The sequence below is a fragment of the Serratia sp. NGAS9 genome, assembly GCF_009905295.1.
GTDB classification, from domain to species: Bacteria; Pseudomonadota; Gammaproteobacteria; order Enterobacterales; family Enterobacteriaceae; genus Serratia; species Serratia bockelmannii.
Map to the genome: position 1 here is coordinate 2,541,490 of NZ_CP047605.1, position 13,057 is coordinate 2,554,546.

At 62.3% G+C, this 13,057-nt stretch carries 9 protein-coding genes; 3 read left to right on the forward strand and 6 right to left on the reverse strand.

Translation table 11 applies throughout. From position 1 onward, the window contains the following. Window positions 1-96 precede the first annotated feature (96 nt). The 4 genes from GUC32_RS12225 to GUC32_RS12240 form a co-directional block, all read right to left on the reverse strand. A complete protein-coding gene (locus tag GUC32_RS12225) occupies window positions 97-1,539 on the reverse strand; it encodes an efflux transporter outer membrane subunit (RefSeq protein WP_315903098.1) in 1,443 nt (480 codons plus the stop codon). Window position 1,540: 1 nt separating this feature from the next. Beyond that, a complete protein-coding gene (locus GUC32_RS12230) occupies window positions 1,541-4,678 on the reverse strand; it encodes an efflux RND transporter permease subunit (RefSeq protein ID WP_060447148.1) in 3,138 nt (1,045 codons plus the stop codon). A 1-nt stretch (window position 4,679) separates the two neighbouring features. Further along, the gene (locus GUC32_RS12235) at window positions 4,680-5,822 is read right to left on the reverse strand and encodes an efflux RND transporter periplasmic adaptor subunit (protein WP_025302883.1); all 1,143 of its coding nucleotides are present in this window, start codon (window positions 5,820-5,822) and stop codon (window positions 4,680-4,682) included. Between the two features lie 129 nt (window positions 5,823-5,951). After that, on the reverse strand, window positions 5,952-7,466 hold the full coding sequence (locus GUC32_RS12240; RefSeq protein ID WP_197758749.1) for an MDR family MFS transporter: 1,515 nt from the start codon (window positions 7,464-7,466) through the stop codon (window positions 5,952-5,954). An 82-nt stretch (window positions 7,467-7,548) separates the two neighbouring features. Here GUC32_RS12240 and GUC32_RS12245 point away from each other — a divergent pair, with 82 nt between their 5' ends. Continuing rightward, window positions 7,549-8,217 carry a TetR/AcrR family transcriptional regulator gene (locus tag GUC32_RS12245; RefSeq protein WP_225735578.1) on the forward strand — a complete coding sequence of 223 codons (669 nt, stop codon included), beginning with the start codon at window positions 7,549-7,551 and terminating at the stop codon, window positions 8,215-8,217. On the opposite strand, the gene GUC32_RS12250 is transcribed toward GUC32_RS12245, so the two are convergent. Both GUC32_RS12250 and GUC32_RS12255 read right to left on the reverse strand, forming a co-directional pair. Next, window positions 8,214-8,909 (reverse strand): bifunctional 2-polyprenyl-6-hydroxyphenol methylase/3-demethylubiquinol 3-O-methyltransferase UbiG, encoded by a 696-nt coding sequence (locus GUC32_RS12250; protein ID WP_049205705.1) that lies wholly within the window; start codon window positions 8,907-8,909, stop codon window positions 8,214-8,216. The genes GUC32_RS12245 and GUC32_RS12250 overlap by 4 nt on opposite strands. A gap of 76 nt (window positions 8,910-8,985) precedes the next feature. Beyond that, window positions 8,986-10,125 (reverse strand): agmatine/peptidylarginine deiminase, encoded by a 1,140-nt coding sequence (locus tag GUC32_RS12255; protein ID WP_197819081.1) that lies wholly within the window; start codon window positions 10,123-10,125, stop codon window positions 8,986-8,988. A gap of 143 nt (window positions 10,126-10,268) precedes the next feature. Between GUC32_RS12255 and GUC32_RS12260 the strand changes: the two genes are divergently transcribed. Both GUC32_RS12260 and ggt read left to right on the forward strand, forming a co-directional pair. Then, complete coding sequence (locus tag GUC32_RS12260; protein WP_025302888.1) at window positions 10,269-11,132, forward strand: LysR substrate-binding domain-containing protein; 864 nt, start codon at window positions 10,269-10,271, stop codon at window positions 11,130-11,132. A gap of 161 nt (window positions 11,133-11,293) precedes the next feature. Next, on the forward strand, window positions 11,294-12,967 hold the full coding sequence (gene ggt / locus GUC32_RS12265) for a gamma-glutamyltransferase (protein ID WP_043143523.1): 1,674 nt from the start codon (window positions 11,294-11,296) through the stop codon (window positions 12,965-12,967). Window positions 12,968-13,057 lie beyond the last annotated feature (90 nt).

Consider the following 13,057-nt stretch of genomic DNA (forward strand, 5'->3'; position numbering starts at 1 on the left):
CGCGGCGAGTTCGGGCCGCCGCGCGGGTTTTCTGTTTCTTTACACTTTCCATAAAAAACCGCGCGCAGCCACACTTCTGGCGCGCGCGGTCGATGGTTAGCGGCTGAGCGTCGTCTTGTCGGCGATGACGCCGTCCCCCTGCCGCTCGGCGGCAATGCCGCCGCCCAACACTTTATACAGGGTGGCCTGATTGTCGTACGCGGTCTGCTGCGCGGCGATCAGAGACTGCTGCGCCGTGTACAGCGTGCGCTGCGCGTCCAGCAGCGTCAGGTAGCTGTCCACGCCCTGGCGGTAACGCAACTCGGCCAGGCGATAATATTGCTGCGCCGCCGCCACATAGCCGGTTTGCGCCGCCAGCTGTTCCTGCAGAGTCGCTTTACGCGCCAACGCGTCGGCGGTTTCCTGAAATGCCGTCTGCACCGCTTTCTCATAGGTGGCGACATACAGATCTCTCTGCGCTTTGCTGTAGTTCAGTTGCGACGTGTTATAGCCACCGCTGAAGATCGGCAGGCTGATGCTCGGGGCGAACGACCAGACGCCCGCGCCGTGGCTGAACAGCGACGAGAGTTCACCGCTGCCCACGCCGCCGCTGGCGGTCAGGCTGATCGACGGGAAAAACGCCGCCCGCGCCGAGCCGATGTTGGCGTTGGCGGATTTCAGGTTATGCTCAGCCTGCAGCACGTCCGGCCGCGTCAGCAGCACCTGCGAAGACACCCCAGCCGGCAGATTGCGCATGATTTCGCCGAGCCCATCGGTACCGCTCGGCAGCAGATTTTCCGGCACGCTTTGCCCCACCGCCAAATCCAGCGCGTTTTTCGCCTGCGCGGCGCTGGTCGCATAGCTGGCGGCGTCCGATCGCGCCTGTTGATAAACGGTCTCCGCCGACGCCACGTCAACCAGCGACGCAATGCCGTGCTGCTGGTTCTTACGCGTCACCTCCAGCGAACGTTTGGCGCTTTCCATCGTCTGCTGCGCCACCGCCAGATTGCTGCGCTCGGCCGCCACCGCCACCCAGTCGGTGACGATATCGGCGATCAGCGTCAGGCGAGTACTTTTCGCCGCCTCCGAATTGGCCAGATAGGTTTCGAACGCCGCGCGCGACAGGCTGGCGTTTTTGCCGAACAGATCCAGCTCGAACGCGCTGACGCCGGCCTGCGCTTCATAACTCTGACTGATGGCGGTGGCATTGCCGCTACCGGTCAGCGAACGCCCGCGGCTGCCGTCGGCGGTGGCGTTGATCGTCGGGAACAGCGCCGAGCGCTGCTCACCGTACAGGGCGCGCGCCGAGGCGATATTGGCGATCGCCTCGCGCAGATCGCGGCTGCTGTCCAGCCCCAGCGCCACCACCTGCCGCAGCCTGGCGTCCTGCACATAGTCGCGCCAGGCGACGTCCGGGTAGCTCAACGCCTGCTTGCCGGCGGCCTCGCCCTGCGGCAGGTTGGCGGGCACCGGCGCCGCTGGGCGCTGGTAGTGTGGATCCAGCGACAGACACCCGCTCAGCAGCAGCGGTAAAGTTAACATCATGACTCGTTGCAACACGTTATTCTCCTGCCTGAGACGGCGAGTTGGTGGGCCGGCGGGTAAACATGCGGCGCACCAACACATAAAACAGCGGTACGAAAAAGATGGCCAATGCGGTGGCGGTGATCGTACCGCCGATAATGCCGGTACCGATGGCGATTCGGCTGTTGGCGCCGGCGCCGCTGGATACCGCCAGCGGCAGCACCCCGGCGGTGAACGCCAGCGAGGTCATCAGGATCGGCCGCAGGCGCATGCGTGCCGCGTGGACCGCCGCGCCAATCAGCGTTTCCCCCCGCTGGTGCATCTCCTCGGCGAACTCGACGATCAAAATGGCGTTCTTCGCCGACAGGCCGATGATGGTGAGCAGCGCCACTTGGAAGTAGATGTCGTTTTCCAGCCCGCGCAGCGTGATCGCCAGCAGCGAGCCCACCACACCCATCGGCACCACCAACATCACCGCGAATGGAATCGACCAGCTCTCATACAGCGCCGCCAGGCACAGGAACACCACGATGAGCGAAATGGCGTACAGCGACGACGCCTGGCCGCTGGTCAGCCGTTCCTGATAGGACAGCCCGCTCCAGGAATAGCTGCTGCCGGCGGAGTATTTCGCCGCCAGTTTCTCCATCTCGCTCATCGCCGTACCGGAGCTGACGCCGGCGGCGCCCTGCCCGGTGATCTCGAACGACGACAGCCCGTTATAGCGCGACAGGTTCTCCGGCCCGTAGATCCAGTGCGAAGACGCAAAGGCGGAGAACGGCGTCATGCTGCTGGCGCCCGACGCATTGGTGCCGCGCACAAACCAGCGGTCGAGGTCTTCCGGCTTGGCGCGGTACTGCACGTCGCCCTGCATATAGACTTTTTTCACCCGGTTGCGGTCGATAAAGTCGTTGATGTAGGTGCTGCCGAACGCGCTGCTGAGGGTGCTGTTGACGTCACCGGCGCTCAGGCCGAGCGCCTGCAGCTTGCCGTTGTCGATCTCCACCTGCAGCTGCGGGGTGTCCGGCAAGGTGTTGGCGCGCACTGCCAGCAATGCCGGATTGTTGCCGGCGGCGGCGACGATCTGGTCGCGCATCGCCTGCAGCTCGGCGCGGGTGGTCGCCCCTTTGGCCTGCAGTTCGAAGGTGAAACCGTCGGACTGACCGAAACCGTCGATCGCCGGTGGGCTCATGGAGAACACCTGGGCGTCGCGCAGCGAAGCGAAGTGCGCCATGGCGCGTTTGGCGATGGCGTCGGCGGTGTTCTCGCTGCCGCTGCGCTGGCTCCAGTCTTTGAGGCTGACGAACGCCATGCCGGCGTTTTGCCCGCTGCCGCTGAAGCCGAAACCGTTGATGGTGAAAATGGTGCTGACGTTGGCCTTTTCCTGATCGAGGAAATAGGCGGTCACCGCCTCGCTCACCGCCGAGGTGCGGGCGTTGGTGGCGCCGGCCGGCAAGGTGTACTGCACCATCACCGAACCCTGATCCTCATTGGGCAGGAAACCGGTCGGCAAACGCAGGTACATCACGGCCGCGGCGATCAACAGCAGACCGTACAGCAGCAGATAGCGCGTTGGCCGGTGGATCACTGCGCCGACCTTGTCGGCGTACTTCTCCTGCAGCCGGTTATAACCGCGGTTGAATCTACCCAGCAGCCCTTTGTCGGTCTGTTCTTCATGCGTCGATTTCAGCAATGTGGCGCACAGCGCCGGCGCCAGCGTCAACGCCAGCACCACCGACAGCACCATCGAGGAAACGACGGTGATTGAAAACTGACGGTAGATCACCCCGGTGGAACCACCGAAGAACGCCATCGGCAGAAACACCGCCGACAGCACCAGCGCGATGCCGACCAGCGCGCCGGTGATCTCGCGCATCGATTTCTCCGTCGCCTCGCGCGGCGGCAGTTTATCTTCACGCATCACGCGTTCGACGTTTTCCACCACCACGATGGCGTCGTCCACCAACAGCCCGATCGCAAGCACCATGCCGAACAGCGTCAGGGTATTGATCGAATAGCCGAACGCCGCCAGCACGCCGAAGGTGCCCAGCAACACCACCGGCACGGTGATGGTCGGGATCAGCGTGGTGCGCAGGTTTTGCAGGAACACGAACATCACCACCACCACTAACACCACCGCTTCAAACAGCGTTTTCACCACCTCCTCGATCGAGATGTTGATGAAATCGGTGCTGTCTTTCGGGTAGGCCACCTTGTAGCCCTGCGGCATCGCGCTTTGGTATTCCGCCACCTTGGCCTTAACCAGTTTGGCGGTGCTCAGGGCGTTGGCGCCCGCCGCCAGCTTGACCGCGATCCCCGCCGCCGGGTGGCCATTGAGGTGCGCGCTGGCGGAGTAGTCTTCGTTGCCCAGCTCAACCCGTGCCACGTCACCCAGCCGCACCAGCGCGCCGCTGCTGTCGCTTTTCAGGATGATATTGCGAAACTGTTCCGGCGTTTGCAGCCGCGACTGCGCCTTTACCGTGGCGGTCAGCTGCTGATCGGCGGCAGCCGGTAGATCGCCGATCTTGCCGGCAGACACCTGGGTGTTTTGCGCTTCGATCGCCGTCTGCACGTCGGAAGGCATCAGCGCATAGCTCGCCAGCTTGGTCGGATCCAGCCAGATACGCATCGCATATTCCGAGCCGAACACCTGCACGTCCCCCACGCCCTCAATGCGCGACAGCGGATCCTGCAGGTTGCTGACCAGATAGTCGGAGATATCGGCCATTGTCGCCTTGTCGCTTTCGTCATACAGCCCGACGATCAGCAGGAAGCTGCTCTGGGATTTCTTGACCGTCACGCCCTGCGCAGTGACCGCGCTCGGCAAACGGCTTTCCGCCTGCTGCACCTTGTTTTGCACCTGCACCTGAGCGATATCCGGATCGGTGCCCTGATCAAAGGTGACGTTGATGCTGACCGAGCCGCTGGAGCTGCTGGTCGAAGAGAAATACAGCAGGCCGTCCAGGCCGGTGAGCTGCTGCTCAATCACCTGCGTGACGCTGTTTTCCAGCGTTTCCGCGTCCGCGCCCGGGTAAGTGGCGGAGATGGAAATCTGCGGCGGTGAGACATCCGGGTACTGCGAGACGGGCAATGAATTGATCGACATCAGGCCGCACAGCATGATGATGATGGCAATCACCCAGGCGAATACCGGCCGCCGGATAAAGAACTGCGCCATATCACTGCTCCCCGCGTTGGGTTTTGTCGACTGAAACCTCAACCGGCTTCACCGCGGCGCCGATCGTGACCTTGCCGGTGCCTTCGACGATCAGGCGATCGCCTTCGTTCAGCCCGCTGCCGATCAGCCAGTTGCTGCCCACCACCCGTTCGGCGCTGACGGTGCGCTGCGCCACGTTGTTTTGCTCGTCCACCACCAACGCGGTGGCTTCCCCTTTGGCGTTGCGGGTGATGCCCTGCTGCGGCGCCAGAATGGCTTTGGGATCGACGCCGTTATCCACCGTGGCGTGGACGTACATACCGGGCAGCAGCTCATGCTCGGGGTTGGGGAACACCGCACGCAGCGTGACCGAACCGGTGGCCTCATCCACCGCCACCTCGGTCAACTCCAGCTTGCCGGCGTGGGCATAAGGCGTGCCGTCCTCCAGCTTGATGGCGACCGGCGTGACCGCACCGCGCTGCAAAGCGGCCTGCTGACGGCGCAGTTTAAGCAACTGGGCGCTGGACTGGGTCAGATCGACATAGATCGGATCCAACGCGCGGATGGTGGCCAACGCATCGGTCTGGCTGGCGGTGACCAGCGCGCCCGGCGTCACCGATGAGATGCCGATGCGGCCGGCGATCGGTGCCCGCACCTGGGTATAGGCGAGGTTGATGCGCGCCGTCTCCAGCGCTGCCTGATACTGGGCCACCGACGCCACGGCCGCCAAATAGGCGGCTTTGGCATCGTCCGCATCCTGCTGAGAAACGCCGTTCTCTTTCACCAGCGCCGCATAGCGCTGTGATTTGAGCCGGGTGGATTGCACCGTGGCCTGGGCGTTTTTCAGCTGGGCGGCGGCCTGATCGTAGCTGGCCTGATAGCTGGCGGGGTCAATTTGGTACAATACCTGCCCGGCTTTCACCTCGGCCCCTTCGGTAAACAGCCGCTGCTTGATGATGCCGTCGACCTGCGGCCGCACGTCGGAAGTCATGGTGGCGTTGACCCGGCCGGTCAACTCGCTGCTCAGGGTCACTGACTGGCCGCGCAGCGTGACGACGCCGACCTCCTGCTCACCGCCTGCGCCCGTCGGCGCACCGGCGTTTTGCCCATCGCAGGCGGACAGCAACAGCGACAGCCCAAGCACCAAAAGCGTTTTTCTCTGCATTGCAATACGATCCCATTGAGAATGACTATTCTCAATATATCGAATGCAGACATTCGCTTCTGAAAGGGTTGCGTAAGGATTCGGTAAAAGTCCGTCGGGCTGAGCCGGCCGGAGCGGCCGGTATCGGGATTATTTGTGCCGCAGCGGCACATCTTTCAAGAGCCAGGTCAGCGCAAAAGCCAGCGCCATCACCCCGGCGGCAATTTGATACACCGAATGGATCGCCCCGCCGAAGGCCTGCAGGTAATCCTGCTGCAGCGCCGCCGGCAAATGGTGCACCGCTTCTGCGCCGAGCGAGCGCGGCAGCTGCGCGCCTTCCGGCAACAGCGCCGCCAAACGGGTGTGCAACACCTGCGTGAAAATTGCCCCGAACACCGCCACGCCTATCGAACCGCCGATAGAGCGGAACAGCGTGGCGCTGGACGTCGCGACCCCGATATGTCGGGGCTCCACGCTGTTTTGCGCCGCCAAAATCATCACTTGCATCACCATGCCCAGCCCCAATCCCAGCAGGCAAAGGTACAGATACAGTTGTTGCACCGGCGTGTTATTGGTCAGGGTGCCGAGCAGCGTCATCGCCCCCAGCGCACACAGGGTACCGACGATCGGGAACAGGCGATATTTACCGCGTTTGCTGATGATCCGCCCGCTGATGATCGAGCTGACCATAAGGCCGCCCATCAACGGCAGCAGCTGCATCCCGGCCTGCGATGGCGTCGAGCCTTTTACCACCTGCAGATACAGCGGCAGGAAAGTTACGGAGCCGAACAGCGACATGCCGACGATAAAGCCGATCAGGCCGCACAGCACGAAGGTGCGGTTGCGAAACAGCCCGAGGGGAATGATCGGTTCACCGGCCAGCCGTTCCTCATAGATAAAGCCGCCCAGCGACACCAGGCCAAAGGCCAGAATGCACCACAGCTGGCCGTCCGACCAGGCCATTACCGTGCCGCCCTGGCTGGTGAACAGGATGATACAGGTGAGCGCCATCGCCAGGTAACCGGCGCCGAGGAAGTCGATTTCATGTCGCACTCGATTAACCTGCGACTGAAATACCGCGCCAATCACCAGCAGGGCAAACAGGCCCAGCGGCAGATTGATGTAGAAAATCCAGCGCCAGGAAAAATGCTGCACCAGTAAGCCGCCGATCAACGGCCCCACCACCGTGGCCAGGCCGAATACCCCACCGAATAGCCCCTGATAACGGCCGCGTTCCGCCGGCGGGATCACGTCGCCGACCACCGCCAAAGTGACCACCAACAGCCCGCCGCCGCCCAACCCTTGCAGCGCGCGCATCATAATCAGCTGTGTCATGTTTTGCGCTAGCCCACACAGTACCGACCCAAGCAAAAACAGCAAAATAGCGATTTGCAGCACAATCTTGCGGCCGAAAAGATCGCCGAATTTGCCGTACAGCGGCACCACGATAGTGGAAGACAGCAGATAGGCTGTCACCACCCAGGACAGTTTCTCAAGCCCACCAAACTCGCCGACGATGGTCGGCAGCGCGGTGGAGACAATAGTTTGATCCAGCGCCGCCAGTAGCATCACCAGCAGCAACGCGGAAAACAGCAACGGGAGCGAAGGCGCCTTGGCAGGCGCCCCGCCGTGATCGGGCCGGATTGTCGGGTTTTCAGTCGTCATCGGAGTCAGTTCACTTGTAATTAATTAATCGCATAATTAATATATGAGTCATCCTTTTTTCCGGTCAATGGATCTTATCGCGATGACAGCACGAAACGTTCAAACTCCCGCCAAGCCTCGCCGCCCCGGCCGGCCGAGCGGCGGTGCCAAAGGGGCGGACAAACGCGAGCATTTGCTTGATACCGCGCTGAACCTGTTTGCCCGCCAGGGGATCGTAGACACCTCATTGAATGCCATTGCGCGCGAAGCAAACGTCACCCCGGCCATGCTGCACTACTACTTTCATAACCGGGAACAGTTGCTGGACGTGCTGATCGAAGAGCGCTTTCTGCCAGTGCGCAAGATGGCCGGCGAGGTGTTCGACGCCAACGCGGACGATCCCGTCACCGCGTTCACCCAGCTAGCGCAACGTTTTATCGACATCGCGTTGGAACACCCTTGGTTCGCCCCGCTGTGGCTGCGGGAAGTCATGAGTGAAAGTGGCGTATTGAAACAGAGAATGGATGAACGATTCGGTAATGAACGCCATCAGATCGCGTTGCAAGCCATCGCACGCTGGCAGGCGCAGGGTAAACTCAATCCCGATCTCGAGCCTGCCCTGCTGTTCTTTACGCTGTTCGGCATCACGCTGCTGCCGCTGGCCACCGCACCCAAATGGCGGCGCGAACGGGATAAAGGCCAGCTAAACGCCGAGGATATCGCCCGCCACGCCATTGCCCTGCTGCGCTACGGCATCGGCCCGGCGCGTTAACTCACCGGCACTGGGGGTTTAACCAGTCTAAACACCGTTTTGGTGTGCCAATAGTAGTCGATCGCCGCCGCGATATTCGGCATCCAGCCGTCCGGCTCATAGGGCACGAAGCCGGAAAAGCCCAGCCGGCGGGCAGAGACCTGGAATCCCGCGGCGGAGAAAATGCGCGCATAGTCGTCCAGAGCGCGATCCCGCACCACGGTATGCGTCTGTTCAGCCACCCTTTCGCGCCATTGCGGCCACAGCGGGTTGTCGGTGTGGCAACCGGTCACCGCATAATAAACACCGCCCGGCTTCAGCACCCGCAGCATATCGGCGGCATGCTGCGCGATATCTTCGATCAGGTAGATGACTTCATGACTGAAGGCGATATCGAAGTGGTTCTCATAACCCGTCAACCGCGTGTCGGTTTGATAACCGATCGGCAGGTTTCCTTTCAGGCGGTTGGCGTGTTCGACGGATTGGCGGGCGATATCAACGCCGAGCCCTTCACGAAATGGCCGGATTTGGTGCAACAGACGCAGAAAACCGCCCTGATTGCAGCCGAAGTCCAGCACCTTGACGCCGGACAATTCGTGTTCCGGCACCAGGCTCAGCAGATGCCGCCAGATGGGCGCATGGCCTTCGGCCATGGCCTGTTCTGCGTGCGGATCGCGATACCAGGTGGGAATGCTCAAGGGTGAGTCGTTCATTATGGCCTCCTTATGTTTCCACTCAGCCAATCACACCCTATGGCGACAAACAACCGCACGCGCATTTTTTGAACATTCACTGGTCTGGCTTGCCAGGCGCCGGCAATTGGCTGGTCACGCAGTGAATGCCGCCGCCGCCGGCGGCGATGGCGTCGATCTCCAACTGCACCACCTTGCGCTGCGGATAGAGCGCCGACAGCAGTTCAAACGCCGCCTTGTCCGCCTGCAGGTCGCCAAACTCCGGGGCGATCACCGCGCCGTTGATGACGAAATAGTTGATGTAGCCCGCCGCGAAATCGGGGTTGCGGCGACTGAATCGGCTTTCGCGCGGTGCCCGCGGCGGCGAAAGCGTATGTACCTGCAGCGTGCGGCCGTCGGCGTCGGTCGCTGCTTTGAGGATCGCCAGATGCGCTTGGGTAACCGCATGATCATAAGAGGCCGGATCGGTATCCAGGTTGGCCACCACCACGCCAGGCCGCACGAAACGGGCATAAAAATCGACGTGGGCATCGGTGATGTCCCGGCCTTTAATGCCCGGCAGCCAGATAATTTTGCGCAGGCCGAGCATCGCCTTCAGCTCTTGCTCAACCCGGTCTCGGCTCCAGCCCGGGTTGCGGTTCGCATTCACCCAACTGCTCTCGGTCATGATGCCGGTGCCGTGCCCATCCACCTCGATGCCGCCGCCTTCGCCTACCAGCGCGCTGCGGCGCGGTTGAGCGACGCCGTATCGCCTGGCGACAAACCCTGCCAGACGCGCATCCCTGGCATGTTGCTGCTTATCGCCCCAGCCGTTGAAGTTGAAATCCACCGCGCCCAGTTCGCCGGCGTCATTGACGACGAAATTGGCGCCGATGTCGCGCATCCAGATATCATCCAGCTCAGTGACAACATAGCTGACGTTGTGACTGCCGCAGGTGGCCTCAGCCAATTGCCGTTCATTGCCGCGGCAAAAAACCGTCAACGGCTGAAAGTCGGCGATGGCGCGGGCGATGCGCCCCTGCGCTGCCTGCACGTCCGCGGTGAACCCGCCCCAAATCGCACGCTGCGCGCCGAAAGCGAGAAACGCCCGCTGTTGCGGTTCCCCTTCGTCGGGCATCCGCCAGGCCGGATTAAGCGCAGCTTTCGCGTGACCGCGTAACGGGATGCCCAATGATGCCGTCAAGCTCACACCGGCCACCGCCGAAAGCTGCTTGATAAAGGTGCGACGCGTTGACATAAATAGCCTCTTTAAATTGATTTAAATTCAAACCGTTATCCGGTTTTTTTACGCTCCGGCGCTTGAATCCCATGCTAGTCTTCCCCTGCCACCGCGACAAACGATATATTTAGCGGATATCTGATTAGACAGGCTTATCTATAATGTTAAAACACTGGCCCCCCTTGAGCGCCCTGCGCGGTTTCGAAGCGGCGGCGCGCCTGGGCAGTTTTCATCAGGCTGCCGAAGAGCTGCACCTGACTCAGTCGGCCATCAGCCAGCAAATCCGCAGCCTCGAGGCGTTTCTGGAGCAACCGCTGTTCTTCCGCACCGGCCGCAGCGTGGCGCTGACCGACGCCGGCCACGATCTGTTCAGCACCGCACAGGTGATGCTGCAACAGCTGGCCGTCGGCATTCGCCGTTTGGATCAGTACCGCAAACCCAACCAACTGATCGTCAACACCACCCCGGCCTTTGCCCGCCACTGGCTGACGCCGCGGCTGGGCGATTTCAATCGGCAGCATCCGCAGATCGATCTGTGGCTGTTCACCAGCTTTGAACCGCCGGATATGGCGACGGACAGCATCGATCTGGCGATCCGTGACGATCTCAGCGCGCAGGCGGACTGCACCTTTAACGTTCTCTGTACCGACCGACTCTACCCCGCCTGCCACCCCAGCCTGCTGGCGTTGACGCCGGAGCAGCGCGTGACCTTGCACGGCGAACGCGAGATGGATTGGAGCCACTGGGCAGTGGCGGGCGGCGCGCACGTCGGCCAGCGCGACAGCGGGCTGAACTTCTCCGATCCTGGTCTGCTGCTGGACGCCGCCTGCAATGGCCTCGGCATCGCGTTGGTCAGCCAATTGCTGGCGCAACACGCGCGCGACGCCGGGCTGCTGCAACCGTTAACCGAGCAACGCGTGCGCGGCGCCAACTGGGCGTGGCTGCTGCACCGCGACAGCGAACACAATCCGCTCGCCCGGCACTTCTGCCAATGGCTGCAGTCGGCGCTGCCCGCCGGCGCATAACGCGCCACGTCACGATTTGCTACTCTGGTCAGGCGGCCCCGCCTGCCCGCTGCTACTTTCAATAAAGCGTCGCAACAGCCCGAAGAAAACGCGCTAACCTGCTGTTTCAAAATAATTAGTTGAATTCACCTGATAACTGAACATCGCTAAAAGGATCTTCTATGTCTGCCGGTTTATTGAAAACGATAGCTCTGAGCGTGGCCCTTGCCTGCACCGTTCCCGCTGCCTTTGCCGCCGAACTGACCGCCGGCGCGGTCGCCGCCCCGGATCAGTATGGCGCCAAGGTCGCCGCGCACATTCTGCAGGCCGGCGGCAATGCGGTCGATGCGGCGGTCGCCACCGCCTTTACCCTGGCCGTTACCTACCCTGAAGCCGGCAATATCGGCGGCGGCGGCTTTATGACGCTGTACGTCGACGGCAAACCCTATTTCCTCGACTACCGCGAAGTGGCGCCCAAGGCCGCCGGCAAAACTATGTATCTGAACGAGAAAGGCGAAGTGATCGAGAATCTCAGCCTGGTGGGCAGCCGCGCCGCCGGCGTGCCGGGCACCGTGCTGGGATTGTGGGAAGCGCATAAACGCTTCGGCAAGTTGCCCTGGGCCGAGCTGCTGACGCCGGCGATCGGTTACGCCCGGCAAGGTTTCACCGTGGCGGATCAGCAGTATCAGTACCGCGAAGATGCCAACAAGCTGTTCGCCGGTAAAACCAACTTCGGCGACTATTTCGGCGCCATGAAGCCCGGCACGGTGTTCAAGCAGCCGGAGCTGGCCGCCACCCTTGAGCGCATCGCCAAATCGGGCGCCGACGATTTTTATCACGGCGAAACCGCTCGCCTGCTGGTGGCGCAAATGCAGCGCGACAACGGGCTGATCGGCGCGGCGGATTTGGCCGACTATCGGGTGAAATGGCGTGAACCGATGCGCATCAGCTGGCGCGGCAACACCGTGTATACCGCCCCGCTGCCCAGCTCCGGCGGCATCGCGCTGGCGCAGCTGCTGGGGATCAAAGAAGATCGCGCCGCCGACTTCAAGGGCGTGCCGCTGAACTCGGCGCGCTACATCCACCTGCTGGCGGAAATCGAAAAACGCGTGTTCGCCGATCGCGCCGACTACCTCGGCGATCCGGACTTCACCCAGGTGCCGGAAGCGCAGCTGATCGCCCCCGACTACCTGAAAAAACGCGCCGCCGAGATCAACCCGACGGCGATCTCGCCGACCGAAAAGGTGCGGCCGGGGCTGGAAACCCACCAAACCACCCACTTCTCGATCGTCGATGCCGCCGGCAACGCGGTCAGCAACACCTATACGCTCAACTGGGACTTCGGCAGCGGCGTGGTGGTCAAAGGCGCCGGCTTCCTGCTTAACGACGAGATGGACGACTTCAGCGCCAAACCCGGCGTCGCCAACGCCTTCGGCGTGGTGGGCAGCGACGCCAACGCCATCGAGCCGGGCAAGCGCATGCTCTCCTCGATGAGCCCGACCATCATCACCCGCGACGGCGACGTCACTCTGGTGATCGGCACCCCGGGCGGTTCACGCATCTTCACCTCGATCTTCCAGGTGATCAACAACCTCTACGATTACCACCTGCCGCTGGCGCAGGCGGTGGCCGCCCAGCGCGTGCACCATCAGCTGTTGCCGAAGGACACCGTCTACTATGACAGCTTTGCGCCGCTGACCGGCAAACCGGCAGACGAGCTGAAGGCCATGGGTTACACCCTCGAAGACCAGGGCTGGAACATGGGGGATATTCAGGCTATCCGCATCGATGGCCGCACGCCGGAAACCGCATCAGATCCGCGCGGCCGCGGCGTCGGACTGGTGGTGAAAAAGTAACGCGCCGGCGGCCCGCTTCAGCCACGCCGGGCCGCCGCTCTCCCCGCACAGACTGACGTTGCTCCCTTTTTCACTCATCTATACTGAATC

Bases quoted from the DNA above. Each gene is read 5' to 3' on its own strand.
- GUC32_RS12230 (WP_060447148.1), bottom strand. From the start codon at position 4,678: ATGGCGCAGTTCTTTATCCGGCGGCCGGTATTCGCCTGGGTGATTGCC.
- GUC32_RS12235 (WP_025302883.1), bottom strand. From the start codon at position 5,822: ATGCAGAGAAAAACGCTTTTGGTGCTTGGGCTGTCGCTGTTGCTGTCC.
- GUC32_RS12240 (WP_197758749.1), bottom strand. From the start codon at position 7,466: ATGACGACTGAAAACCCGACAATCCGGCCCGATCACGGCGGGGCGCCT.
- GUC32_RS12245 (WP_225735578.1), top strand. From the start codon at position 7,549: ATGACAGCACGAAACGTTCAAACTCCCGCCAAGCCTCGCCGCCCCGGC.
- GUC32_RS12250 (WP_049205705.1), bottom strand. From the start codon at position 8,909: ATGAACGACTCACCCTTGAGCATTCCCACCTGGTATCGCGATCCGCAC.
- GUC32_RS12255 (WP_197819081.1), bottom strand. From the start codon at position 10,125: ATGTCAACGCGTCGCACCTTTATCAAGCAGCTTTCGGCGGTGGCCGGT.
- GUC32_RS12260 (WP_025302888.1), top strand. From the start codon at position 10,269: ATGTTAAAACACTGGCCCCCCTTGAGCGCCCTGCGCGGTTTCGAAGCG.
- ggt (WP_043143523.1), top strand. From the start codon at position 11,294: ATGTCTGCCGGTTTATTGAAAACGATAGCTCTGAGCGTGGCCCTTGCC.